Source organism: Cellulomonas pakistanensis, assembly GCF_016862755.1.
Taxonomy (GTDB): Bacteria; Actinomycetota; Actinomycetes; order Actinomycetales; family Cellulomonadaceae; genus Cellulomonas; species Cellulomonas pakistanensis.
Window position 1 is genome coordinate 34,584 of the sequence record NZ_BONO01000007.1, and the last position, 22,942, is coordinate 57,525.

At 75.9% G+C, this 22,942-nt stretch carries 25 protein-coding genes and 1 tRNA gene; 10 read left to right on the forward strand and 16 right to left on the reverse strand.

Going from position 1 to position 22,942, the window contains the following annotated elements:
* The first annotated feature begins 10 nt into the window (after nt 1-10).
* Together Cpa01nite_RS06190 and Cpa01nite_RS06195 are read left to right on the forward strand one after the other, a co-directional pair.
* Nucleotides 11-226: a hypothetical protein gene (locus Cpa01nite_RS06190; RefSeq protein WP_239068572.1), complete on the forward strand. Its 216-nt coding sequence runs from the start codon at nt 11-13 to the stop codon at nt 224-226.
* A 12-nt stretch (nt 227-238) separates the two neighbouring features.
* Nucleotides 239-898 carry a DUF1684 domain-containing protein gene (locus tag Cpa01nite_RS06195; protein WP_147794838.1) on the forward strand — a complete coding sequence of 220 codons (660 nt, stop codon included), beginning with the start codon at nt 239-241 and terminating at the stop codon, nt 896-898.
* Between the two features lie 3 nt (nt 899-901).
* On the opposite strand, the gene Cpa01nite_RS06200 is transcribed toward Cpa01nite_RS06195, so the two are convergent.
* Nucleotides 902-1,150, reverse strand: coding sequence for a LapA family protein (locus Cpa01nite_RS06200; protein ID WP_203667881.1), 249 nt, complete (start codon nt 1,148-1,150; stop codon nt 902-904).
* A gap of 89 nt (nt 1,151-1,239) precedes the next feature.
* On the opposite strand from Cpa01nite_RS06200, the gene Cpa01nite_RS06205 reads away from it, so the two are divergent.
* A complete protein-coding gene (locus Cpa01nite_RS06205) occupies nt 1,240-1,683 on the forward strand; it encodes a GNAT family N-acetyltransferase (protein ID WP_239068573.1) in 444 nt (147 codons plus the stop codon).
* A gap of 22 nt (nt 1,684-1,705) precedes the next feature.
* Here the strand turns inward: Cpa01nite_RS06205 and Cpa01nite_RS06210 are convergent, their stop codons facing one another.
* Entirely contained in the window at nt 1,706-2,743 is a 1,038-nt protein-coding gene (locus tag Cpa01nite_RS06210) for an Fpg/Nei family DNA glycosylase (protein ID WP_203667883.1), read from the reverse strand.
* Between the two features lie 44 nt (nt 2,744-2,787).
* Entirely contained in the window at nt 2,788-2,988 is a 201-nt protein-coding gene (locus Cpa01nite_RS06215) for a hypothetical protein (protein ID WP_203667884.1), read from the reverse strand.
* 187 nt (nt 2,989-3,175) lie between these two features.
* On the opposite strand from Cpa01nite_RS06215, the gene Cpa01nite_RS06220 reads away from it, so the two are divergent.
* The gene (locus tag Cpa01nite_RS06220; RefSeq protein WP_203667885.1) at nt 3,176-3,886 is read left to right on the forward strand and encodes a hypothetical protein; all 711 of its coding nucleotides are present in this window, start codon (nt 3,176-3,178) and stop codon (nt 3,884-3,886) included.
* A 29-nt stretch (nt 3,887-3,915) separates the two neighbouring features.
* On the opposite strand, the gene Cpa01nite_RS06225 is transcribed toward Cpa01nite_RS06220, so the two are convergent.
* Nucleotides 3,916-4,218 (reverse strand): dihydrofolate reductase family protein, encoded by a 303-nt coding sequence (locus tag Cpa01nite_RS06225; protein ID WP_239068574.1) that lies wholly within the window; start codon nt 4,216-4,218, stop codon nt 3,916-3,918.
* A 594-nt stretch (nt 4,219-4,812) separates the two neighbouring features.
* Here Cpa01nite_RS06225 and Cpa01nite_RS06230 point away from each other — a divergent pair.
* Nucleotides 4,813-5,064 carry a nuclease gene (locus Cpa01nite_RS06230; protein WP_203667886.1) on the forward strand — a complete coding sequence of 84 codons (252 nt, stop codon included), beginning with the start codon at nt 4,813-4,815 and terminating at the stop codon, nt 5,062-5,064.
* Nucleotides 5,065-5,083: 19 nt separating this feature from the next.
* On the opposite strand, the gene Cpa01nite_RS06235 is transcribed toward Cpa01nite_RS06230, so the two are convergent.
* Both Cpa01nite_RS06235 and Cpa01nite_RS06240 read right to left on the reverse strand, forming a co-directional pair.
* A complete protein-coding gene (locus tag Cpa01nite_RS06235) occupies nt 5,084-5,473 on the reverse strand; it encodes a four-helix bundle copper-binding protein (RefSeq protein WP_203667975.1) in 390 nt (129 codons plus the stop codon).
* 125 nt (nt 5,474-5,598) lie between these two features.
* Nucleotides 5,599-6,111: a hypothetical protein gene (locus tag Cpa01nite_RS06240; protein ID WP_203667887.1), complete on the reverse strand. Its 513-nt coding sequence runs from the start codon at nt 6,109-6,111 to the stop codon at nt 5,599-5,601.
* 133 nt (nt 6,112-6,244) lie between these two features.
* On the opposite strand from Cpa01nite_RS06240, the gene yidD reads away from it, so the two are divergent.
* On the forward strand, nt 6,245-6,523 hold the full coding sequence (gene yidD, locus Cpa01nite_RS06245) for a membrane protein insertion efficiency factor YidD (protein ID WP_203667888.1): 279 nt from the start codon (nt 6,245-6,247) through the stop codon (nt 6,521-6,523).
* Between the two features lie 7 nt (nt 6,524-6,530).
* Here yidD and Cpa01nite_RS06250 read toward each other — a convergent pair whose 3' ends face one another.
* Both Cpa01nite_RS06250 and ppk2 read right to left on the reverse strand, forming a co-directional pair.
* Entirely contained in the window at nt 6,531-7,244 is a 714-nt protein-coding gene (locus tag Cpa01nite_RS06250; protein WP_203667889.1) for a DUF8817 family protein, read from the reverse strand.
* A 42-nt stretch (nt 7,245-7,286) separates the two neighbouring features.
* The gene (ppk2, locus tag Cpa01nite_RS06255) at nt 7,287-8,195 is read right to left on the reverse strand and encodes a polyphosphate kinase 2 (protein WP_203667890.1); all 909 of its coding nucleotides are present in this window, start codon (nt 8,193-8,195) and stop codon (nt 7,287-7,289) included.
* Between the two features lie 103 nt (nt 8,196-8,298).
* Between ppk2 and Cpa01nite_RS06260 the strand changes: the two genes are divergently transcribed.
* Nucleotides 8,299-8,934, forward strand: coding sequence for a hypothetical protein (locus Cpa01nite_RS06260; protein WP_203667891.1), 636 nt, complete (start codon nt 8,299-8,301; stop codon nt 8,932-8,934).
* A 39-nt stretch (nt 8,935-8,973) separates the two neighbouring features.
* Here the strand turns inward: Cpa01nite_RS06260 and Cpa01nite_RS06265 are convergent.
* Nucleotides 8,974-9,060 (reverse strand) — tRNA-Ser (locus Cpa01nite_RS06265).
* 85 nt (nt 9,061-9,145) lie between these two features.
* Here Cpa01nite_RS06265 and Cpa01nite_RS06270 point away from each other — a divergent pair.
* The 3 genes from Cpa01nite_RS06270 to Cpa01nite_RS06280 all read left to right on the forward strand — a co-directional run bounded on the left by Cpa01nite_RS06270 (nt 9,146) and on the right by Cpa01nite_RS06280 (nt 12,214).
* A complete protein-coding gene (locus tag Cpa01nite_RS06270; RefSeq protein WP_203667976.1) occupies nt 9,146-10,021 on the forward strand; it encodes a Sir2 family NAD-dependent protein deacetylase in 876 nt (291 codons plus the stop codon).
* 244 nt (nt 10,022-10,265) lie between these two features.
* Nucleotides 10,266-11,240 carry a carbohydrate ABC transporter permease gene (locus Cpa01nite_RS06275; protein WP_203667892.1) on the forward strand — a complete coding sequence of 325 codons (975 nt, stop codon included), beginning with the start codon at nt 10,266-10,268 and terminating at the stop codon, nt 11,238-11,240.
* Nucleotides 11,240-12,214: a carbohydrate ABC transporter permease gene (locus Cpa01nite_RS06280; protein WP_203667893.1), complete on the forward strand. Its 975-nt coding sequence runs from the start codon at nt 11,240-11,242 to the stop codon at nt 12,212-12,214. Before Cpa01nite_RS06275 ends, Cpa01nite_RS06280 begins: the two co-directional genes overlap by 1 nt.
* Nucleotides 12,215-12,283: 69 nt before the next feature.
* Here Cpa01nite_RS06280 and Cpa01nite_RS06285 read toward each other — a convergent pair whose 3' ends face one another.
* The 7 genes from Cpa01nite_RS06285 to Cpa01nite_RS06315 all read right to left on the reverse strand — a co-directional run bounded on the left by Cpa01nite_RS06285 (nt 12,284) and on the right by Cpa01nite_RS06315 (nt 22,906).
* Nucleotides 12,284-14,305 (reverse strand): YyaL domain-containing protein, encoded by a 2,022-nt coding sequence (locus tag Cpa01nite_RS06285; RefSeq protein WP_203667894.1) that lies wholly within the window; start codon nt 14,303-14,305, stop codon nt 12,284-12,286.
* A 50-nt stretch (nt 14,306-14,355) separates the two neighbouring features.
* Complete coding sequence (locus tag Cpa01nite_RS06290; protein WP_239068576.1) at nt 14,356-15,000, reverse strand: D-sedoheptulose-7-phosphate isomerase; 645 nt, start codon at nt 14,998-15,000, stop codon at nt 14,356-14,358.
* A complete protein-coding gene (locus tag Cpa01nite_RS06295; RefSeq protein WP_203667895.1) occupies nt 14,993-16,066 on the reverse strand; it encodes an ROK family protein in 1,074 nt (357 codons plus the stop codon). The genes Cpa01nite_RS06290 and Cpa01nite_RS06295 overlap by 8 nt, the downstream gene beginning before the upstream one ends.
* 303 nt (nt 16,067-16,369) lie before the next feature.
* Complete coding sequence (locus Cpa01nite_RS06300; protein ID WP_203667896.1) at nt 16,370-17,422, reverse strand: LacI family DNA-binding transcriptional regulator; 1,053 nt, start codon at nt 17,420-17,422, stop codon at nt 16,370-16,372.
* A gap of 36 nt (nt 17,423-17,458) precedes the next feature.
* The gene (locus tag Cpa01nite_RS06305; protein ID WP_203667897.1) at nt 17,459-19,327 is read right to left on the reverse strand and encodes an MBL fold metallo-hydrolase; all 1,869 of its coding nucleotides are present in this window, start codon (nt 19,325-19,327) and stop codon (nt 17,459-17,461) included.
* A gap of 130 nt (nt 19,328-19,457) precedes the next feature.
* Entirely contained in the window at nt 19,458-20,999 is a 1,542-nt protein-coding gene (locus Cpa01nite_RS06310) for an FAD-dependent oxidoreductase (RefSeq protein WP_203667898.1), read from the reverse strand.
* Nucleotides 20,996-22,906: a hypothetical protein gene (locus tag Cpa01nite_RS06315; protein WP_203667899.1), complete on the reverse strand. Its 1,911-nt coding sequence runs from the start codon at nt 22,904-22,906 to the stop codon at nt 20,996-20,998. The genes Cpa01nite_RS06310 and Cpa01nite_RS06315 overlap by 4 nt, the downstream gene beginning before the upstream one ends.
* Nucleotides 22,907-22,942: the final 36 nt, after the last annotated feature.

Below are 22,942 nucleotides of genomic sequence, written 5' to 3' on the forward strand. Positions count from 1 at the left end.
CGGTCGGGGCGTGCTGCGCGGCGTCCGGTGGTCGAGCCTCGCCGTCGTGCTGGGCGCGGGGGCGCTGGCGCTGGTGTGCCTCGTGCTCGCGCTGCGCGGGCGGCCGTGGGCGTGGCTCGTCGGGGCGGCGTGCGCGGCGACCGCCCTGCGCGAGGTCCGGGCGCTGCGGCGGCTCGACCGGCCGGCTGCGCGGCGCGGTCGCGGGGCCGGCGGGCCCCGCGCGTGAGACGGTGAGGGCATGGTGACGCAGCTCGGCCTGGCCCTCGACGCGCTCGCGGTCGCGGACTGGCGGCGGCGCACCGCGCAGATGTACGCCGACGTCCGCCGCCTCGCCGAGGACGACCCCGCCGCGGCCCACGCCGAGTGGGTCGCGCGCCGCGACGAGCTGTTCGCCACGCACGCCGCCTCGCCCCTGCACCACGCCGCGAAGGCCGTGTTCGAGGGCCTGTCGGTCGCGCCGTACGACCCGGCGTACCGGTTCGAGGTGCGGGTGCGGGCGACGTCGGCGCAGCGGCTCGAGGTGACGACCGGGACCGACGGGGTGGTGCCGTTCGACCGCGTGGGCCGCGTGGAGCTCGAGGGCCTGGGGTCGCTGTCCGTCTGGGCGCTGCGCACCTACGGCGGCGGCATCTTCATCCCGGTCAAGGACGCCACGGCCGGGAAGGGCACCTACGGCGGCGGGCGGTACCTGCTCGACACCATCAAGCACGCGGACCTGGGCCGGGCCACCGACGGCGGGCTGATCCTCGACCTGAACTTCGCGTACAACCCGTCCTGCGCGTACGACCCGGCGTGGGCGTGCCCGCTCGCCACCCGCGGGAACGTGCTGCCCGCCCCGGTGCCGGTCGGCGAGCAGCAGCCCGACCCGAAGCTCGTGGCGGACTTCGAGCTGGAGTAGCGCTCAGCGGCCGCGGCGGCCCGCGCGGCGGATCCGGAACGTGCCCGCCGCCAGGCCGACCAGCAGCATCGCGGTCAGGGCGACCCACAGCGGCGTGGTGACCGTGGTGGCCAGGAGGTGGATGCGGACCGGCTGCCGGTTCTGCGCGACGAACACCACCGCGAGCACCACCAGCAGGATGCTCAGCCAGCGGCGCTGCAGGAACGCGAGGACCGGGTTCGGGCGGTCGGTGGGGGTCTCGGTGCTGCTCACGGCGGGCTCCTCCTGGACGGCGGCGGCGGCGGACCGCCGGTCCGAGCATGGCGCAGGACCGGGCCGCACGACCACCTACGCTGTCCGGCGTGCCGCTGACGATCGAGACCCGCAACCCCGCCGAGATCACCGCCGCCGAGCTGTACGCCCTGCTGCGGCTGCGCGTCGACGTGTTCGTGGTGGAGCAGGCGTGCCCGTACCCCGAGCTCGACGGCCAGGACCTGCTCGACGACTCCCTGCAGGTGTGGGCGCACGACGACGGCGAGCTCCTCGGCACCATCCGGGTGCTGCGCGCGGGCAGCGACGAGCCGGCGATCGGCCGGGTCGCGACCGCCGGTGCCGCCCGCGGGCGCGGGGTCGCCGGCGCGCTGCTGGAGCACGGCATCGCGCTGTGCGGGCCCGGCGCGACGATCCACCTGCACGCGCAGGCGCACCTGGAGGCCTGGTACGGCCGGTTCGGGTTCGAGCGCGCGGGCGCGGACTACGACGAGGACGGCATCCCGCACGTGCCGATGGTGCGCACCCCGCGCTGACGCGAGCGGTCGCCGGGGGCCCTCAGCGCTGGCAGGTCGGGCACCAGTAGAGCTTGCGCCCGGCCATCTCCTCCACGACCACCGGGGTACCGCACGTCCGGCAGGGCTCGCCGCCGCGGCCGTACACCCAGTGCCGCTGCGCCTGGTCCCGCAGCGCCTCCGCGCGGCCCGCGTCGTCCAGGTCCTCGCGGGTCAGCATGACGCCGGTGGCGATGCCGTCCGCGAGCAGCACCGACCAGTCGTCCCACAGCGCGCGGGCGGTCTCGGCCGGGACCCGCCTGCCGGGCGTGTGCGGGTCGAGCCGGGCGCGGTAGAGCAGCTCGGCGCGGTAGATGTTGCCGATCCCGGCGACCACGGCCTGGTCCATCAGCAGCTGCCCGACAGGCGTGCCGCGCGCGGTGAGCCGCTGCACCATGACGTCCGCGGCCGTCCCGGGCCCGGGCGCCACGGCGTCCGCGACGGCCGGGTCGGACTCGCCGGGCTCGACGTGCGCCGCCGCGCCCGTCGCCGCGGCGACCGCGTGCGGGTCGGCCATCCGGGCGCGCACGTCGTCCTCGACCGCGGGGTCCGGGCCCAGCTTCGCGAGCGCCGCGGCCGTCGCGGCGGGGTCGAGCACCTCGCACGCGGTGGGGCCGCGCAGGTCGGCGACGGTCTGCTCGGTGGCCAGCCGCACCCGCACCTGGCCGACCGGCTCCGGCGGGAAGTCCTCGGACTCGGCGCCCTCGTCGCCCTCGCGCTCCCCCTCGCCCATCCGGACCGACCGGCGGACCCGCGGCGCGCCGAGGCTCGCGACCGCGCCGCCGCCCTCGACCAGCGGCGACACCACGCCGAGGAAGTCCCACGCCCCGTACAGGCCGAGGTGCACCCGCAGCACGTGGCCGCCCGCGAAGCCGAGGAACAGCTGCTTGCCGACCGCCGCGGAGGTCAGCAGCTCGCGCCCGTCGAGCAGCGCGGCGCCCTGCGCGAACCGCCCCTGCGGCGAGGACACCGCCAGGCGGTGGCCGACGAAGTCCCGGGCGAACTGCCGGGCGATGCGGTGGACGGTGTGACCCTCGGGCATGCGCCCAGGCTAGGGGCGACCTCCGACGCCCGCGCGGGCCGGGATCAGTCGTCCCAGAACGCGACCCAGGCGCCCACGGCGAGCAGCACCACGAGCACGCCCGCCGCCGGCCACAGCGCGGCGGACCACGTCCAGCCCGCCGCGAGCTCGTGGACGACGTCCCGCCCGCCGACGACGCGGCCGACGAGCGCGGTCGCCGTGCGGAGCACGAGCTCCACCAGCGTGTCGACGGCTCCGGTCAGCACGCGGTCGCCCGCGGCGCGGCATCCCTGCAGGTCATGGGTCCATCCTGGCAGGCACAGCGGGCGCACAGCCAGCCGCCGTGCCGCCGGTCGGCCGACCCCGTCCCAGGGAGCGGCCGGGTGCGGGGGCCGCCTCGACGCGCTCGGTACGCTGCGGGGACCGTCCGCACGGACCGACAGGGGACCCCGCATGGCCACGAGCACGCCGCCCGCGACCGAGCCCGCCGCGCCGGACCGCCGGCAGCGCGCCCGGCTGGCCGCCCTGGCCGTCGGCGTGGTCGCTCTGCTCGCCGTCGCCGGCGTCTGGTTCGGGGCGCACCAGCGCGCGCAGGCCCAGGGCCGCGAGGATCTCGAGGAGGCGCTCGCCGCCCTCGCCCCGGTCGCCACCGAGCTCCAGCAGATGACCGACTCCTCGCGCGAGGCGCTCGCGTCGACGGAGGGACGGCTGCTCGACCCGGCCGTCGGCACGACGATGGCGACCGCCATCGAGGACGCCGAGGCGCTCGACACGTCGGCGCCGACCGAGGGGTCGCCCGCCGAGCAGGCGGCGGCGGTCGACCGGACCCGCGAGGCGGCCCAGGACCGCCTGGCGACCCTCCATGACGCGTCCGTCGCGCTGTTCACCGACAGCTACCACTTCGACCTGCAGCAGGAGGCGGACGCCCTCGCCGCCGCGACCGCCGGGCTGGACGGCGCGGTGGCCACCGGCGAGCAGGCGCTGGCGGCGGGCACCGGGGACGCGGACGCGCGGTCGGCGCTGCGGTCGGCGCTCGACGCGGCCGCCGCCGCGCGCGCGACGCAGGTGGACGCCGAGGACATCGACTCGGTCATCGGGGCCACCACCGCCGTCCGGGACGCGCGGACCGCGGTCGAGGCGGCGACGGGCGCGCTCGCGGGCTGACGCCACGCCGCCGCCGCGGCCGGCCGGCGTCAGGCCCGGTCCGCCCCGGGCACGTCCGCCTTCACGTCGTCGTACCCGTGCGCGTTCGGCAGCTCGGCCGGCGCGTACACCAGCCGCACCACTCCGGTCGGGAAGATGTCCGACCGCAGCAGCCGCAGGGGGTAGATCGGCGCGCCCTCGTCGAACAGCCGCTCGCCGCCCCGGGCCGCGACCGGGTGCACGAGCAGCCGCAGCTCGTCGAGCAGGCCGGCGGCGAGCAGCTGCCGCACGACGGACAGCGACCCCGGCACGACGACCTTGCCGACGCCCGGCTCGGCCTTGAGCGCGGTCACGGCCCCGATCAGGTCGCCCTCGACCCGCTCGGCGTTCCGCCAGCCCAGGTCGGCCGTCCCGCGGGTGGCGACGGGAGGTGCCAGGCCGGGTCGATCTCGGCCACGCCGTCGAGCGAGATGAACAGGGTGGAGACGATCGTCGCCATCGGGTCCTCCGGTGTGCGTGCGGCGCCGCGGCCGCGCGGTCCGCGGGTGCGTGGGCACCCATCACACCCCACCCGGTCGCGCGCGCCCAGGACCGGGCGTCCACGGGCCGGACGCGGACGTCGCGGCCGGCCGCGCGCTGACCTGCGCGGCCGTCGCGGGGGCGGTGCCGGTCTCTTGACACCGCCCGGCGGCCTGCTCACACTCGTCGGCATGTCCGCCGTCCGGCACGCCCACGCGACCCCGCTCCCCGCGGGGTCCGTCGCCGTGCCGTCGGTGCGGTGCAGCTGTCGCCCGTGTCGCTGACCTGCCACTGGTCCTCCGCCCGCGCCTGAGCGCGCGCCCGCGGGACCCGTCGCGTCACCCCGCGCAGCCGCCCTCCGCGCGGCCCCGGTCGACCCGGGCCGCCGCGCGAGCACCCCGCACCGCAGCCGGACCCCAGGAGCCCCCATGCCGCAGCACGCCCGCGTCGACGTCCTCCCCGTCCAGGAGGTCGTCGCCTCCGCCTCCCCGAGCGCCTGGCGCGACGGCCTCGTCCGCGAGCAGGGCGACGCCCAGGTGACGGTCGCCCTGCTCGACGGCGAGGTCGCGGTGCTCACCACACGCGCGGTGCCGCAGCCCGGCGAGCCGGTCGCGGTGCACCCGGTCGCCGGGCTGCTGGCCGTCGGCGGCGTCTGGTACGACGCGCGCCCGCCGGTCTGAGTCCGGTCGCTCCGACCGGTCAGGCCGTCGACGACATCGCCGAGCGGCAGGCGTCGACCATGGCGCGGCAGGCCTGGGCGCAGATCCGGCAGTGCTCGGACATCGACGCGTGCTGCTCGCACTCCGCCGCGCACGCCTCGCCCACGGCCACGCAGGCGGCCATCATCGACGACATCGCGGACGCGTCGTAGCCCGCGGGCCGCAGCATCATCCGCATCGTGGTGGTCGCGACGTCCGCGGTGCTCGCGCACAGGGACGCACATCGGGCCATGCTCTCCCCGGCGTCGGCGTCCGCGCACATGGTCGCGGCCATCGCCGCGGCCGAGCAGGCCTCGATGCAGGGCTGCATCGACACCATGTCCATCCCCGTCGTGCCGGCCGGCATCGACTTCATCATGTCCGTCATCATGCTCACGGCAGGTCCACCTCTCGAGCGATCGGCTGGTGCTCCGGCACGGCCGACGCTACGCCGGGGGCTCGTCGGGCCACCAGGGTCGCGCGCCGGCGTGCACGGGCGTGCGCGCCGCCCGCGCGTCAGGGGGCGGCGTCCAGGGTCCCGACCTCCACGGTGACGACCGTCCCGCCCGCCGGAGCGGCGAACCCGCGCTCACGGGGACCGGCGCCGCCCGGCGGGACCGAGACGTCGGGACCCGCGAGCACGACGACGAACCGCTCCCCCGCGAACCCCGTGGCCAGCAGCTTCCCGTCGAGCGGGACCGGCGACGTGCGCAGGCCGTACTGCGGGCCGTAGGCGGACACCCAGGCGGCGATCGCCTGGTCCGGCGGCAGGTCGACCTCGTACGCCACCCGGACGAGCCCCCGCTCGTCCGGGTCGCCGAGCAGCCCCCGCCGGGGCTCGAGGTCCTCCCGCCCGAGCGTGACCGCGGCGACCGGCGGGACCACCACGGCCTCGGCGGCCAGCTCGGCGGTGCCCGGGCCCGGCCCGGCCGACCAGGCCCGGAGGCCCACGACCGCGAGCACCCCCAGGGCCGCGCCGGCCGCGAGCGCCAGGAGGGAGACGACGAGGGAGGAACGACGAGGGGTCACGCGGGGACCGTAGGGCTCGCGGCCGGTCGGGCGCGGGCGGACGCGGGCGCGTCACCCGATCGCCGCGCGGGACGTGGCACCCCGGGCCGGTCCCCGCCGCGCGGGGCCGCCCCGCCCCGCCTACCGTGGCGCGATGAGCCTCGCCGCCTCTGCCGCCGACCGCCTGATCCGCGTCTACCAGCGCCGGCTCTCACCCTGGAAGGGGTACTCCTGCGCGCACCGCGTCGCGCACGGCGGGACGTCCTGCTCCGAGGAGATCCGGCGCACCGTCGTCCGCCGCGGCGTCCTGAGAGGCCTGCGACCGACGGCCGCCCGGTTCGTCGCCTGCTACCAGGCCGCTGGGATGCTGGCGCAGTCGGACGTGCGCGGGGTGTGCTGCTGCGGCGGCATCCCGATCCCGTTCCGGTTCTGACGCGCGGTCACCCCCCTGCCTCGGCGGACGCCAGCACCTCCCGCGCGTGGGCGAGGTCCGGCGCCACCGCCCCGGCCTGCTCCGCGTCGAGCGGCAGCGCCTCCGCCTCGGCCAGCGCCGCCCCGGCCTCCTCGAACCGCCCCAGCCGGACGAGCAGCTCGGCGCGGTAGGCCAGCGCCCGCACCCGCTCGTCGGCCGGCGCGTCGGGGTGCCGGGTCAGACCGGCGTCGAGGGCGACCAGCGCCTGCGCGTCGTCGCCGCGCGCGTCGCCCTGCCGCGCCGCGACCTCGACGGCCCGGGCGAGCCCCGTCGCCGCGGGTTCCTCGGCGGCCACGTCGGCCTCGCGGAAGAACCGCAGCCAGTTCCCGCCGACGTCCACGACCGTGAACCCCGTCGTCGTGCCCTGCTTGCGCCGGGGCCGCAGCAGCCGCGGGATCCCCGACGCGGGGAGCCGGCCGAGGTGCGCGCGCAGCCCGTCGGCGAACTGCCGGTACAGCGCCTCGGCGTCGGGCACCACGACGATCACGCTCGCGTAGGACCCCTCCGGGTCGAAGCCGTCGATCCCGGCGAGGTGGACGCCCATGTCCTCGAGCTGCACGACCGCGTGCGGGTTCGGCCGCTTCTGCCGGTACGTCGGGCGGAACCCGAGGGCCTCGTAGAACGCGACGGCGGCGTCCACGTCGGGGCAGGGCAGGATCGGGTACATGCGCTCGCCGGCCATCGAGCCAGCATCCCGGCGGCCCGTCGCCGCGACAAGGGCGTCCTACTCGTCCGCCGACTCGTTCTTGCTGCGGATCACCAGCAGCGGGTCGGGCCGGCCGACGACGTCGAGGTCCTTGCCGTCGTAGTCGAACTGGTTGAGGAAGAACCGCATCGCGTTGACGCGCGCCCGCTTCTTGTCGTTGGACCGGATGATCGTCCAGCGCGCGTGCCGCTTGTCGGTGCGGCGGAACATCTCCTCCTTGGCCTGGGTGTACTCCTCCCAGCGGTCCAGCGAGGCGAGGTCCATCGGCGACAGCTTCCAGCGGCGCACGGGGTCGAGCTGCCGGATCGCGAACCGGGTGCGCTGCTCCTTGCGGGACACCGAGAACCAGAACTTCGTGACGTGGATGCCGGAGTCCACCAGCATCTTCTCGAACGCCGGGGCCTGCGCCATGAACGTCTGGTACTCGTCCTCGGTGCAGAAGCCCATCACGCGCTCGACGCCGGCGCGGTTGTACCAGGACCGGTCGAACATGACGATCTCGCCGGCCGTCGGCAGGTGCTGCACGTAGCGCTGGAAGTACCACTGGCCGCGCTCGCGGTCGCTCGGCTTCGACAGCGCCACCACCCGGGACGTCCGCGGGTTCAGGTGCTCGGTGAACCGCTTGATCGTGCCGCCCTTGCCGGCCGCGTCGCGGCCCTCGAACAGCACGATCGCCCGCTTGTCGTTGTCCTCGAGCCAGTACTGGAACTTCAGCAGCTCGACCTGCAGCCGGTACTTCTCCAGCTCGTACGCGTCCCGGTCCATGAGGTCGGGGTACGGGTACCCCTCCTGCCACGTGAAGACGGGGTTGCCCTGCGGGTCGATCAGGTCCGGGTCCGGCGTGTGGCCGTCGCGGACGGTGTAGCCGCTGTCGCGGAGGAACTCGATGTACTCCCGCAGGTCGCGAGGCGGGTTCACGACGGTCATGCGACCACTCTCGGGGCCGCCGGGCCGGTGCGCCAGTGCGCGATCGGTGGAACGGCGGGAGAACGCGCCCGCGAGGCCGGCGCCTCGCGCTAGCGTCCGCGGGGTGACCGACCGCCGCCCCCGCGTGCCGACCGCGGCCCTGGTCGTGGCCGCGGTTCCGGCGTGGCTCGCGGCCGCGTCCGGTCGGCTGGCCCTGGCGCTCGCCGAGCTCGGGGTCCTGCCGCAGGCGCTGGGGTGGCTCGTGTGGCCGCGCGGGACGTCCGTCCCCGTCCGGCTCGTGGGCGCCGTCGCCGGGCTCGTGCTCGTGGTCTGGCTGGCCGCGAGGCTCGTGCGCCGCTGGTGGGTGCGGACGCCCCTCGTGGCACTGGGCGTGCTGGCCGCGCTCACCGCGCCCATGACGCCCGACGTCGGCACGCAGGTCCTGTTCGCGTCGATGCGCCCGCAGCTCGACGCGATCGCCGAGCTCGTGCGGGACCGAGGCGTCTCGTGGTCGGGCTACGACGACGAGCTCCCGCCGCGCCTGGCCTCCGTGTCGGCCCACGGGCTCGTGGCGGCGCGGGGCGACGGCAGCGTGTTCGTGCCCCAGTGGGCCGGCATCCCCGACGACGCCGGGGGCTTCTGGTTCACGCCCGGCACGACCCCGGAGGGCCGGGACATGTGGGGCGAGATCTGCACCCAGCCGGTCCGCCTCGACGGAGACTGGTGGGCGTGCGCGATGCCGGAGCAGGCCGGGACGTGAGAAGCCCCCGCCGGGTGACCCGGCGGGGGCTTCTCAGAGCGGTAGCGGTGGGATTTGAACCCACGGTGGACTTTCACCCACACACGCTTTCGAGGCGTGCTCCTTAGGCCGCTCGGACACGCTACCTCGGGCCAGAACAGTACCGGATCCCGGGCGGAACTCCCGCATCGGGAGTCGTACCGTGGTGGACGTGACACCCCCGCGCCTCCCCGTGCCCGCTCACGACGCCGTCCGACCGAACCCGGGGAGCGTCGACGACGCGGTCCGGCTGCTCCGCGGGAGCCGCCTCACGGTGCTCACCGGGGCGGGCCTGTCGACCGACTCCGGGATCCCCGACTACCGGTCGCCCGACTCCCCGCCGCGCAACCCGATGACCTACCAGCAGTTCGTCGACGACGAGGGGTTCCGGCGGCACTACTGGGCGCGGAACCACGTGGGCTGGCGGTACGTGCACCGCACGCACCCGAACGCCGGGCACCGGGCGCTCGCGTCGATGGAGGCGCACGGCGTCGTGCTCGGGCTCATCACGCAGAACGTCGACCTGCTGCACGAGCAGGCCGGGTCGCGCCGGGTCATCGACCTGCACGGCCGGTACGACCGGGTCATCTGCCTGCGGTGCCACCGGACCGTCACCCGCGCCGCGCTCGCCGAGCGGCTGGAGGCCGCCAACCCCGGCTTCGCGGAGTCGGTCGGCGCGGTGGGCGACGTCGAGATCGCCCCCGACGCCGACGCGGTGATCGAGCAGACCTCGCACTTCCGGGTCGTCGACTGCTGGCTGCCGGACCCCGACGGCGGCGACGGCCCGTGCGGCGGGATGCTCAAGCCGGACATCGTCTACTTCGGCGAGACGGTGCCCGCGCCGCGGGTCGCCGAGGCGTACGCGCTGGTGGACGAGGCGGACGCGCTGCTGGTCGCGGGGTCGTCGCTGACCGTGCAGTCGGGGCTGCGGTTCGTGCGGCACGCCGCCGAGGCGGGCAAGGCGGTCGTCATCCTCAACCGGGGGGCGACCCGCGGGGACCCGCTGGCGACGCTGACCCTGGACGCCGGGACCTCGGAGACGCTGGCGGAGCTGGCCGACCGGCTCTGACCTGGCGGGTCGCCCGACCGCCCGGCCGGACCCGGGAGCCCCTGCCGCACCAGAGGCGGGCGGGGACGGTTCGTGCCACGCTCCGCTCGTAACCGCCCGTGCAGCCAGGCGCGGGCACCCGCCGGAGCCTTGCGGCGGCCCGACCCGGGACCTATAGTCGCGAGCATGTGGCATCGTTGCCACATCGCCGACGGCACGGCTGGGGCAGGCCACCACCGGCGTCCACGGTCGTCTGGAGGCCTCGATGACGCAGCTGAGAGCCGACGCCGCTCCGGCCGTCGCACGCTCGACCCGCGCCGCACGCAAGCGCCGTACCAAGGTGCCCTACAACCGGCGCGAGGCGCTGGCGGGCTACCTGTTCATCTCGCCCTGGATCGTCGGGTTCCTGATCTTCACGGCCGGCGCGATGATCTACAGCCTCGTGATCTCGTTCAGCCGGTACAACCTGGCGACGAACACGGCGCGCCCCGCGGGGCTCGACAACTACGCCCAGCTGTTCTCCGACCCGCGCGTCGCGACCTCGCTGGGGAACACGCTGTTCTACGCGGTGCTCGCGGTGCCGCTCGAGATCCTGGTGGCGCTCGGCCTCGCGTCGCTGCTCAACCAGGCCGGGCGCGGCGCGGGGTTCTTCCGCACCGTGTACTACCTGCCCAAGATGACACCCGCGGTCGCCACGGCGGCGGTGTTCTTCCTGCTGCTGAACGGCAACACCGGCGCGATCAACCAGTTCCTGCGGATCTTCGGGATCGAGGGGCCGCAGTGGCTGGTCGACCCGGCGTGGATCAAGCCGTCGATCGTCCTGATGACGCTGTGGGGCGTCTCCGGGACGATGGTGATCTTCCTGGCGGCGCTCAAGAACGTGCCCCGCGAGCTCTACGAGGTCGCCGAGCTCGACGGCGCGGGCGTCTGGCAGCGGTTCCGGAACATCACGCTGCCGATGATCTCGAGCGCGATCTTCTTCAACGTGATCGTGCTGTCGATCGCCGCGTTCCAGGTCTTCGACCAGGCGTACCTGCTGTTCTGGCGCGACCAGTCGAACGCCTCACCGGAGGCGTCGCTCTTCTACGCGATCTACCTCTTCCAGCAGGCGTTCCGGCAGTTCAACTTCGGGTTCGCCGCCGCGATGGCCTGGCTCCTCTTCGTGATCATCATGATCATCACGGCCATCCAGATGAAGTTCGGCAACCGGTTCGTCTACTACGAGGGAGGCAAGGACTGATGGCCAGCACCGGCACCGCCGGCACGCCCGTCCGCCAGGTCCCGGGCCTTCCCGAGGACGCGGCCGGCCAGGGCGACCGCCCGATCGACCCGAACCGGCCACCTCTGGACGAGCGGCGCCCCGGCGGACGCACCGGCCGGCGCGTCCGCCGCGCGGTCGTGATCGCTCTCCTCGTCGTGATGTCGTTCGTCTTCCTGTACCCGTTCGCCTGGCTGCTCGCCGCGAGCCTCAAGGGCCGGGGCCAGGTGTTCGACAACTCCCTGTGGCCGAGCGAGTTCCACTGGGACAACTACGTCCGCGTGTTCGACGAGCTGCCGCTCGGGAACTGGATGATCAACAGCGTCGGCATCGCGGTGCTCGCGGCGGTCACCGTCGCGGTGTCGTCGTCGCTCGTCGCCTGGGGGTTCGCGCACTTCCGGTTCCCGCTGCGCGGCCCGCTGTTCGGCCTGGTCCTCGCCACCATGATGCTGCCGGGCGCCGTCACGATGATCCCGATCTACCTCATCTGGAAGGAGCTCGGGTTCCTCGGCACCTGGGTCCCGCTGTTCGGCGCGAACCTGTTCGGGTCCGCGTTCTACATCTTCCTGCAGCGGCAGTTCTACCTGGGTCTGCCGCGGGAGCTGTTCGAGGCCGCCCGGATCGACGGCGCGAGCCAGTGGAAGACGTACTGGCGGATCGCGTTCCCGCTGTCCCTGCCGTCGTTCATCATCGTGCTGCTCTTCGAGTTCCAGGCCTCCTGGAACAACCTGCAGGCCGCGCTGATCTACCTGAACGCCGGAAGCCCGGAGGATTTCACGGCGCCGCTCGGCATCGCGTACGCGATGACCCGGTACTCGCCGACCGCCGGCGGGCAGGGCGACTACCAGTACGTGATGGTCGCGTCGCTGCTCGTGACGCTGCCGATGCTCGCGCTGTTCGCGTTCGGGCAGCGGTACTTCATCGAGGGCGTGGCCACCCAGGGCCGCAAGGGCTGACCGCCCCCGCGCCGGAGGGCCGGACCGCGCGACGCGGTCCGGCCCTCCGGCGTCCCCGCGCGGAACGCGTCAGACCGGGTCGGCGAGCAGCGCCGCGGGGCGCGCCAGCGCCTGCTCGCAGCCCAGCAGCAGGGCCCCCACCGTCCAGGCGTGGCTCAGCGTCAGCAGCATGCCCTTCGGCTGGAAGCACGCGGTCTGGTAGTACCGCTCCGAGGCCATCCCCCGGTACGCGTTGAAGTCGCCGTCGAACCGCGCGACCAGCTGCCGGAAGCAGGCGAGCGTCTCCGCGGCGCGTTCGGCGTAGTACGGGTCGCCGGTCGCGGCCGACAGCTCCGCGAGCTCCTGGGTGCACACCAGCCCGTAGGCGTGCAGGTGCTGGTTCGACGGCGAGGCGTTGTCGGCGCCGCGGGTCGCGAACGCGTAGGTGTCCAGCAGGGTGCCCGCCGGGAAGGCCGTGTTGTACGCGTACCGGAAGGTCAGCATCCAGTCGGCGGCGCGCCGCGCCAGGTCGAGCCACCGGGGTTCGCCCGTGCGGCGGTGCAGCGCGACGTAGGACATGACGGCGACGTACCCGTCCTCGGAGGTGGGCGCCAGGTCGACGTCCTCCGGGGCACCGTGGATGAACTCGCGGTCGACGAACTGCGCGTAGTGCTCCCCTGCCCGCACTGCAGCCGCGAGGTACGCGCCGTCGGCGCCGTCCGGCCCGTCCCAGCGCTCCGACTCGGCGAGCGCCGCGACCCAGGTGAGGCCGGCGGCGCCGTCCCAGGACAGCACCTCGCCGGTCTCCGCGTGGTGCGCGGAGCCGAGGTTCCCGTCCGGCCGCTGGCGCCTCACCACCGCGTCGAGGTTCGACCGCAGCGCGGCCTCCCACCCGGGGTGCGCCGCGCGGACGTCCTCGCCGAGCTCGAGCGCGCGAGCCAGGAACAGCGACGCCTCGGCGAGGGTGCGCGAGTGCAGCAGGCCGGCGGTCGGCGACCAGCTCTGCTGCCAGCCGTGCTCGGCGTACCAGACGCCCCAGAACGTCCCCGACGGCGACAGGTTGTCGCAGATCAGGTCGACCACGCGCGCGGCGTCGGCCCCCGCGGCGGTCTTGCCGCGGCGGCGCGCGTGCGCGAGCAGCGCGTAGGCCCACGGGATGCCGCTGACCCAGCCGACGTGCATCGCCTGGCGGTCGACGGACAGGCCGTCCCGCCCCGAGACCTCGCGGTCGAACCCCACGGTCTCGAGCAGCACGCCGGGCTCGGCGTAGTGCCAGCGGTGCAGCCCCTCGGCGGCGAGGTTCGCCGCCTCCTCGACGTCGACCCACGGGCGCAGCGGCGAACCGCTGCGGACCCGCTCGTGCTCCTCGCGCAGGATCGGCGCGTACGCGTGCCGGTCGGGGCCCATCGCGTACACGGCGAACCGCAGCGTGACCCGCTCGCCAGGCGCCCAGCGGTAGGTGCTCGTCTCGGCCGGGACCGGGGTGGCGGACCCGGCGTACGACACCGGCCCCTCGCGGAACGGGAAGGTCAGGTGCACGCTGCCGACGCCCGTGGCGGCGTGGTGGGCCAGCCCCAGGCCGGTCATGCCGACCGGCGTGGTCTCGGGCGCGACGAGCGCGACGCCGCCCGGCCCGGCCCACGCCAGCACGGCCGGCGTCGCCGCACGGTCCGCGCGGAACTCCCAGCGGTCGCTCACCATGCGGGCGGGGTCGTCGGCTCCGGGCTCGAACCGCGGGAACAGGCGATCGCACGCGGCGGGCCGGTTCTCGCCGTAGAAGGCGCCCGGCACGAGCCACCACGGCGCCTCCGGTGCGGCCGGCAGGAACGCCCGCACCCGGATGCAGGCGTCCGTCGGGACGTCCCCGCGGTGCTCGACGTCCAGGCGCACGTCGACGCGCCCGGTGGTCGTCGGCGGCGCCCAGGTCGCCACGGTGCGGAACGGCCCCGCGTCGCCCGTGACCGCGCGCGGTCCCGCGGGCGCCGGCGTCGCGGCCGTCACGCCTCCGTCGGGCCGCACCACCTCGATGACGTGCGGCACGGAGCCCACCACGGGCCCGTCGCCGTCCGGCCACTGCGAACCCGTCGGTCGCAGCAGGACGCCCTCGTCCACCGTTCCGTCCTCCACCGTCGTCGGTCCCGGGCCCGGCTCGCGGGCCGCGGTCAGGGCGCGGGCGGCTCGTCGGCCGCCCACGCATCCACCATCTCGCTGATCACGTGCAGCACCAGCGTGTGCATCTCCTGGATGCGCGGCGTCGCCTCGGACGGCACCAGCACCAGGTGGTCGGCGTGCTCGCGCGCGGGCCCGCCGTCGCCGCCCGCGAGCAGCAGCGTCGTGGCGCGGTTGACGCGGGCGGCTTCGAGCGCGCGCACCACGTTCGGCGACCTGCCGCTGGTGGTGAACGCGACGACGAGGTCGCCCGGCCGGGCGAGCGCCTGCACCTGGCGCGCGAACACGTCGTCGTAGGCGTAGTCGTTCGCGATGCACGTCATCGACGTGGGGTCCGTGCTGAGCGTGACGGCGGGCAGCGGGCGGCGGTCGCGCTTGTAGTGTCCGACGAGCTCGCCGGTCAGGTGCTGCGCGTCCGCGGCGCTGCCGCCGTTGCCGAGCGTGTACAGCGTGCCGCCGCGCGCGAAGGTGTCGCGCACCAGCTCCCCCGCTGAGCGGATCCGGTCGGCCAGGCCGACCATCGCGCCGGCGACGTCGGCGTGGGCGTGGAGGTGGGCGTGCAGCCAGTCGGTGGGCGGCGCCGCGAGGTCCGACGCCGGCGGCGCGGGGGCGAGCAGGGGTGCGGTGGGATCAGACACGAGCGGCCTCCGTCGGGGCGGGGTCGTGCGGCGGGCGGGCGGGGGTGCGGGCGGGCGCGGGGGCGGCGGGCAGCACGTCGAGCGCGATCGCGCCGGCGCCGACGACGCACACCACGTCCCCCAGCGCGGCGAGCCGGACGGTCGCGGCGCGGGCCGCGGGCGGCATGGCCTCGCGGGCGACGAGGGCGCGCACGGGGTCGAGCAGCATCGCGCCCGACCGGGTCACGCCGCCGCCGAGCACGACCAGCTCGGGCTCCAGCACGTTGACCAGGTCGGCGACGGCACCGCCGAGCAGGTCGACCGTCTCGTCCCACACCCGGGCGGCGAGCGGGTCGCCCGCCGCGGCGGCGGCGCTGACGTCCGCGGCGGTCACCGCGGGCAGCGCCGCGAGCGGGGACCGGGCGGCCTCGGGCGAACCGTCGGCGAGCGCCTCGGCGGCGCGCGCGGCGATCGACGACCCCGACGCGTACGCCTCGACGCACCCGGCGCGGCCGCAGGAGCACGCGCGGCCGCCGCGGCGGACCGTGATGTGGCCGAGCTCGCCGCCGTTGCCCGCGGCGCCGCGGTGCAGCCTGCCGTCCAGCACGACGCCGCCGCCCACCCCGGTGGAGATCGTCAGGTAGACCAGGCTGCCCAGGCCGCGCCCGGCGCCGTACCGGTGCTCGGCGACGGCCGCCGCGGTGGCGTCGTTCTCCAGCGCGAACGGGACGCCGAACTCCGCGGCGGCCAGCGGCCCGACGGGCACGTCGTCCCACCCGGGCAGGTGCGGCGGCGACTGCAGCACGCCGGACGAGGCGTCGAGCGGCCCGCCGCACGCGATGCCGACGGCGCCGACGGGCCCGAGCCCGGCCTCGGCGACCGCCTCGTGACCCATGGCGAACAGCCGGCGGACGACCGCGTCCGGGCCCTCCTCGCGCCGGGTGGGCCGGACGCGCAGCCCGTGCACCGCGCCGTCGGCCGTGACGACGGCGACGGCGAGCTTCGTCCCGCCGATGTCGAGCCCGAGGACGGGCGTCCCGGCGGCCGTGCCGCCGTCCGCGGGCGCGAGCGAGCCGTCCGTCGTCATGCGTCCTCCCGACCCCGGCGGGTGCGCGGCCGGGTGCGGCGGCGCACGGGGATCCCGGGGCGACGGAGGCGGCGGTGCCACGCGCCCTGGGATCGATTCCAGATCGAGCATAGGAGCGGGCGCGAGCGAGCGTCAAGCGTCGCTCGGGATCGCGACGGGGCCGGGTGGGATCGAGTCCAGGTCAGCGGCGCGCTGACCGCTCGCAGACCGGCGCACCGAGCGCTCCGGGCACCCCCACCGCCGGCCCGGCGCCCGGTCCCGGGCGACGGGCCCGGAGTCGGGCCCCGGCGGAGGGTCCCGGGGTCAGGCCCCGGCGGGCGGCGCCGTCGAGCCCCGCTCGGCGACCGCGGCGGAGAGCATGACCGTGCGCTTCGGGGACTCGGGGCTCTGGATCCGGTCGAACATCTGCGCGACCGCCGCCTCGCCCAGCGCCACGGCGTCCTGCGCGACGGCGGTGACACCGGGGCTGACCATGGTCATCCACGGCGCGTCGTCGAAGGACACCAGGCTGACGTCCTCGGGCACGCGCAGGCCGAGCGCCTGCGCGGCGCGCCAGACGCCCTCCGCGAGCACGTTGTTGGCCGCGAACACGGCGGTGGGCCGCTCCGGCCCCCCGAGGAGCTCGCGCGCCACCGCCGTCGCCGCGCCGACGTCCCAGCCGCCGCGCACCACGAGCGCGTCGTCGAGCGGCAGCCCGGCCGCCAGGAAGGCCGACCGGTAGCCGACCAGGCGGTCCCGGCCGGTCGTCCAGTCCATCTCGTCGATCAGCAGCGCGACGCGGCGGTGGCCCTGCTGCAGCAGGCTGGCGGTGACGCGCTCCGCGGCGGCCTTGTTGTCGACGACCACCGCGTCGCAGACGCCCTCGGCGAACTGCCGGTCGACCTCGATGACGGGGATCCGGTGCCGACCCAGGTACTCGGTGACCTCGGCGGACAGCGGGGTGAGGATGACGCCCGCGACGCGCAGCGCGACGAAGGTCTCGGCGGCCTCGAGCTCGGCCTCGACCGAGCCGGCGTCGTCCGCGAGCATCATGGCGTAGCCGCGCCTGCGGGACTGCGAGCTGACCCCGCTCGCCAGGTCGGCGTAGAACGAGTTGCGCAGGTCGGAGACGAGCACGCCGATCGAGCGGCTGACCTGCTGACGCAGGTTCCGGGCCATCGCGTCCGGCACGTAGCCGAGCGTCTGCGCGGCGCGTCGGACCCGCTCGCGCACGGCGGGGGCGACGTAGCCGCGGCCGGTCAGGGCGCGCGAGGCGGTGGAGCGGGAGACGTCCGCGGCCTCGGCCACGTCCTTGATCGTCGCGCGTCGCCCTGCGGCGGTGACCGCGCCGCGCGCGCCCGGCACGGCAGCCTCCATGCAGTGCTCCTCGAGTTCCCCGACCCCGCAGGGCCCTCAGTCCGCCACCACGTCCACGAGCGCCTCGGCGTGCTGCCCGAGGCGCAGGTCGCCGATGCTGACGTCGACGGCGAGCCGCCGGCGGACCGCCCCGGGACCCGTGGGCACCACCTCCAGGTCGACCTCCGCGTGCCCGGAGGGCGGGAGCGCGACGACGGCCTCGTCGGGGTGCGCGCGCCAGCCTAGCGGCAGCACCGCCCGCAGGGTCGCCTTGCGGTCCTCGCGGGTGGGGTTGCGGACCGTGACGGTGAACCGGGCGGGCTGGCCGGCGGGCACCGCGGAGACGTACGGGGCGATCCGCGCCATCCGGGTGTCGGAGCCGAGGTCGAGCTCGTCGAGCGGGAGCAGGTCGTGGTGCATCTGCACCAGCTCCTCCCCCTCCTGCTCGAGCATCCCGAGGTACGCGTCGTCGACCCAGCGCGGCTCCCAGTGCCCGGACACCATGACCCCCGGGGCGACCCGCCGGTAGAGCGCGGCGCTGTCCCGGTAGTCGGTGATCCGGAACAGGTTCCGGTACTGGTAGTTGAGGATCTCGCGCCGGTTGCCCGGGATGCCCATGCCGTCCTGCTGGTCGCCGGTGACGAGCACCCGCACGCCGTCGACCTCGACCTCGAAGGCGGCGGCGTACAGCGTGTGACCCGGCAGCTCGTGCACGGTGATCTCGTACTCGTGCCAGCGGAACGACTCCCCGAGCGGCAGGACGCGGTCGACGGGGATCGGGTCGTACCACTGGCACGGCAGGTCGTGCCGCAGCGGGTCCGTGAGGACCGGCGCGACGTTCGCGGGCGCCCAGACCTCGGTGCCCTCGACCTCGCGCAGCAGGTTCATCCCCGCCACGTGGTCGTCGTGGTAGTGCGTGGGGAGCACGGCCTCGACCGTCGTGACCCCGTGGTCGCGGCGCAGCGCGGGCAGGGAGGCGAGCCACGGCCGGCGCGAGGCCCGGTCCCCGCCGGACGGCAGCCCGGTGGTCATGTCGTAGCCGTAGTCCATGAGCAGCGCGGCGCCGTCCCGGGACACCAGCACGTAGGAGCACGCGTTGCTCGACAGGTTGAGCAGGAAGTGGTCGGTGATCCGCTGGAACGGCTCGGCGAGGCGCAGCCGGAGGTCCCACGGCTGGGGCCGCCGCGAGTCGACGTAGCCGCGCATCCGGGTCGCCAGCAGGCCGAGCGCGTGCTGCGGGTCGTCCATCGGCCGGCCGTGCGACGGCAGCAGCAGGTCGAGGCGCTCGTCCATCAGCAGGTAGCAGGACAGGACCGTCATCGCCGGCCCCTCGTTCTCGGTGTACGACCACTGCGTCGCCGCGAGCGACCAGACCTTGCCGGGTGCGTAGACGAGGTCGCCGGTGAAGCCCAGGCGCCGGCCGTCCCGCTCGACGACGTACGTCACCGACCCCGTCGTGTGCCCCGGCGTCGGGACGACCCGGACGGGGACGCCCCCGTAGACCCGGGTGCGGTACTCCGGGACGACGTCCGCGACCGGCACCGGCTCCAGCAGCGAGAACCGGTCCTCCCGCAGGTTGTAGTCGTTGACCACCCGGCGCGTGCGCCACATCTCGTCGACGCGGTCGAACAGGTCCCGCTCGACCGGCGGGACGTGCACCCGGATCCCGGCCGCGACCGCGCGCGGCAGCCCCTGGCCCTGGTCACGGTGGTGGTGGGTCATGAGGACGTCGGTGATCCGGTCGACGCCCATGTCCTCGAGGTGGTCGAGCGCGGCGCCGGAGCCGAAGTCGATCGCGACGGCGGTGCGGGCGCCGTCGGGAGCGGGCTCGGCGGCGCGGACGACGTACACGTGGCAGGTGTCGGCGACGCGGAACACCCCGGGCGCGACCTCGACGACCTCGGCGACGGCGGCGATGGGGGGCATGGCGCTTATGGTATCGATTCCAGATGGCGAGCGGCAAGCGATGAGACCGAAGAGAAGCGCTGCTCAGAGGCGGTTTCGGGGGCTATGCCGGGTTCGTCCTGCCGGGGGGGCCGCGCGCGCCCGGCCGGCGCTACGGGACCGCGAGGACCTGACCCGCCGCCCGGAGCTCGTCCTGCAGCGCCGCGACGTCGACGGCCTGCACCGCCCGACCGGCCGCCGCCGCCCGCGCCGCGGCGAGCCCCGCGACGTGCCCGAGCATCTGGTACTGGGGCTCCATCCGGATCGACGAGAACGCGACGTGCGACGCCGACACGCAGACGGGCACGACCAGGTTCGTGCAGTCCGCCCAGCGCGGCACCAGCGCCCGGTACGGGATCGGGTACGGCGGCACCGGCACCGAGTAGTACCCCTCGGTGACGACCATGCCGACCGGCCGCGGGTGCTCGTGCACCCAGCGCCAGGTGCGCTGCACCTCCCGCACGTCCAGGTGGTAGGAACCCATCGCCACCGCGTCGTGCCAGCGGGCCGGCCCGCGCAGGTCGTGCTCGGTCAGCACCACCTCGCCGACCATCCGCCGCGCCTCGCGGACGTACAGCTGGTGCGGTAGGTGGCCGGTGTCGGCGAACTCGTCGGCCGGGAGCCCCCAGCGGGCGAGCTCGCGGCGCACCGGCTCCGGCACCGCGGGGTCGTGCGTGAGGAACCACAGCAGGTCCTGCGCGTGGTGCTTGTGGTGCCGCACGATCTCCTCCCGCCGCTCCCGGCCCGCGGTCGGGTACTCCCACGCGGCGCCGTCGAGCACGCTGAGCGAGAACGGGCCGAGCGAGTTGCCGTCCGCCTTGCCGCCGGGCAGGTTCGGCTCCAGCCCCAGCAGCGACCCGGCCCGCGGGACGTGGCCCCCGCGCGCCCAGTGGCGGAACAGCCGGCGGCCGAGCTCCCAGTGCGCCTCGTCGTAGCCGGGGCGCCGCTCGACCGGCACCCGGTCCGCCGCGGTCGTCAGGCACAGCCGGAAGCCGTAGGACATGACGCCGCCGTCGCCGGACCCGACCGGCGCCAGGGGGACGTCCCGGACCTGCGGCAGCACCGCGCCCGGGGACTCGCCCGACGGGTCGTCCACGAAGGGCGACACCCAGGCGGGGAACGCGTGCCGGCCGGGCACCGGCTCCCGACGCCCGGCGAACGCCTCGCCGTGCAGCGACCGGTCCTCGCGGCCGACCCGCGCGGGCACGCCGGCGAGCGCCAGCAGGTCGCCCTCGTAGGTGGCGTCGACGAACGCGGCACCGGCCCAGGTCCGTCCGTCGGCGGTGCGCACGGCCCGGATCGTCCCACCCGCGACGTCCGCCGACCGCACCGCGGCGCCCAGCTCCACCCGGACGCGGGGATGGTCGAGCCACCGGCGCAGGATCGCCTCCGCGACGTGCGGCTCGGGCCCGGCGTAGGCGCCCACCGGGACGCCGTAGTGCGCGGCGACCTCCGCCCGGAACCGGGCCGCCATGCCACCCAGCACCCGGACGTCGCCGACGTCGGTGTACCCGAGGCCGCCGGAGGTCATGCCGCCGACGTGGACGCCGGGCTCCAGCAGCAGCACCGTCGCGCCGGCCTCGGCCGCCGCGACCGCGGCGCACACGCCGGCGGACGTGGCGCCGACCACGACGACGTCCGCCTCGGCGGTCACCGCGTCGCCCCGGCGACCGACCCTGCGCGCAGCCCGGCCCGGTACTCCGACCACGAGCGCGCGACGAGCGCCAGGTCCTCGGCGGCCAGCAGCTCCTGCGACCGGTCGACCCGCTCGGCGTAGTACAGCGCCGGCACCCCGCCCTCCCCCTGCGCGGCGACGTACTCGCGCCACTGCGCGCGGTCGAGCATGGGCCACTGGTCCGTGTCCACGAGGTGCCCCGGCAGGGCGGCGCGGGCGACCGCGCGGCGCACGCGCATCTGGTCGGCGAGCGGCACGACCCGGCCCGCGGTGTCCCGCTCCAGCACGTCGTTGAGCCGGACCATGTCGCACACGTCCCCGAACGCCGGGTGCGGGGTGTGCGTGACCACCAGCGCGTCCGGCTTCGCCGCCTTGGCGGCGCGGTACAGGTCCCGGAGCAGCGCGTGCAGCGCGGCGACGCCCCACGGCACGTCCGCGGCCGCGCCGCCCGCGGGGTGCGGCCGGACGGAGTGGCCCACCGGCGCCCGCTGCGTGAAGTCGACCTTGAACCCGTCGGCGTCGACGCCGTCCGGGCCGAGCAGGTGCGCGACCGTCCCCCGGACGCGCTCCCGGTAGGCCGGGCTCGCCGGGTCGACGGCGACGGGACGGCCGCCGGCGTCGACCAGGCACTCCTCGGCGGGCAGCCCCTCCGGGTCCCAGGCCTTCCACCACAGCAGGACCCGTTGCCCCGCCGCGTGCCGGGCGGCCACCCACGCGCGCAGGTCGGGCCAGCGGTCCTGGTCCACCTCGGCGGTGCCGTACGCCCGCTGCCACTTGTCGTCGACCACGACCGTGCCGGGGACGACGTCGTGCGCCGCGAGGTGCGCGAGCAGCTCGTCGTACACGTCCTCCCGGGCGAGGTCCGGTGCGATCGGCAGCCCGCGCGGCACCACGGCCGGGCCGAGGTCCTGCAGGAAGTACGGGTGCTCGGCTGGCTCGCCGGGCAGCGGGGCACGGGCGCACTGCGCGCCCCAGCCGCAGAACAGCGGCTCCGCCCACCAGCCGGCCACCGGCGCGACCGGGCCCTCGGGCGCGCCGGCCGCCACCAGGTCGGTGCGGTGGTCCGCGAGCGCCGCCCACGGGTCGGCCGCCGGGCGGAGCACGAGGGCGGGGCTGCGCCAGACGCCGTCGACGGCGGTGTGCGCGTCGTGGTCGAGCTCCAGCAGGAACCCGCCGTCGACGGGCTGGTACCGCAGCTCGGTGAGCCGCAGGTCGGCGACCGGGGCGACCAGGCCGAGGGCGAGCCAGCCCGGGGCGCCCGGCGCGGCAGCCGGGACGTCCAGCGCGGACGCCGCCGGCTCCCGGCCCAGCACCAGGCACAGCGGCGGCGGCGAGAACACGGCGTGCAGCCGGCCGGGCGAGGCGTCGCCGACGACGCCCAGCACCGCAGCGGACGCCGCGGGCCGCACGAGGTCGACCGGCTCGGTCGGCGTCGGCACGAACACCGAGCGGTGCTCGACCGAGGACCGGAACGTCCCGCCCGCCCCGTTCGGCAGCACCGCGCGCCCGCCGAGCACGCGGACGTCCGTCAGCACGCCCGTGCCCTCGACCTCGACCGTGAGCTCCAGCCGGTCGGGCAGGCAGCGCAGCGTCGTGCGCCGCCGACCCCACGCCGTGCTGGCGCAGTCGAGCCGGATCTCGGCGACCGGCGTGTCCACCGGGCCGGTGCCCACCGTCGCGCCACCCGCGTCGTGCACCGTGGGGGCGCCGACGTCGAAGGACTCGTCCGCCACGCCGACGACGTCCGCGGACGCCAGCAGGCTGAGGTGCGACCAGATGCGGCCGTCGGGGTCGGCGAGCACGGCGCGCGGCGGGTCGGCGCGGACCTCGAGCAGGTAGGCGTCGGCGTGGATCGTCCGGGTGCCGGGAGCGGCGGTGATGCGCATGGGTCCTCGGGGGGTCGTCGGGTGGCGTCGGGGCCG

Bases quoted from the DNA above. Each gene is read 5' to 3' on its own strand.
- Cpa01nite_RS06195 (WP_147794838.1), top strand. From the start codon at position 239: ATGGTGACGCAGCTCGGCCTGGCCCTCGACGCGCTCGCGGTCGCGGAC.
- Cpa01nite_RS06210 (WP_203667883.1), bottom strand. From the start codon at position 2,743: ATGCCCGAGGGTCACACCGTCCACCGCATCGCCCGGCAGTTCGCCCGG.
- Cpa01nite_RS06220 (WP_203667885.1), top strand. From the start codon at position 3,176: ATGGCCACGAGCACGCCGCCCGCGACCGAGCCCGCCGCGCCGGACCGC.
- Cpa01nite_RS06230 (WP_203667886.1), top strand. From the start codon at position 4,813: ATGCCGCAGCACGCCCGCGTCGACGTCCTCCCCGTCCAGGAGGTCGTC.
- Cpa01nite_RS06235 (WP_203667975.1), bottom strand. From the start codon at position 5,473: ATGATGACGGACATGATGAAGTCGATGCCGGCCGGCACGACGGGGATG.
- yidD (WP_203667888.1), top strand. From the start codon at position 6,245: ATGAGCCTCGCCGCCTCTGCCGCCGACCGCCTGATCCGCGTCTACCAG.
- Cpa01nite_RS06250 (WP_203667889.1), bottom strand. From the start codon at position 7,244: ATGGCCGGCGAGCGCATGTACCCGATCCTGCCCTGCCCCGACGTGGAC.
- ppk2 (WP_203667890.1), bottom strand. From the start codon at position 8,195: ATGACCGTCGTGAACCCGCCTCGCGACCTGCGGGAGTACATCGAGTTC.
- Cpa01nite_RS06275 (WP_203667892.1), top strand. From the start codon at position 10,266: ATGACGCAGCTGAGAGCCGACGCCGCTCCGGCCGTCGCACGCTCGACC.
- Cpa01nite_RS06280 (WP_203667893.1), top strand. From the start codon at position 11,240: ATGGCCAGCACCGGCACCGCCGGCACGCCCGTCCGCCAGGTCCCGGGC.
- Cpa01nite_RS06295 (WP_203667895.1), bottom strand. From the start codon at position 16,066: ATGACGACGGACGGCTCGCTCGCGCCCGCGGACGGCGGCACGGCCGCC.
- Cpa01nite_RS06300 (WP_203667896.1), bottom strand. From the start codon at position 17,422: ATGGAGGCTGCCGTGCCGGGCGCGCGCGGCGCGGTCACCGCCGCAGGG.
- Cpa01nite_RS06305 (WP_203667897.1), bottom strand. From the start codon at position 19,327: ATGCCCCCCATCGCCGCCGTCGCCGAGGTCGTCGAGGTCGCGCCCGGG.
- Cpa01nite_RS06315 (WP_203667899.1), bottom strand. From the start codon at position 22,906: ATGCGCATCACCGCCGCTCCCGGCACCCGGACGATCCACGCCGACGCC.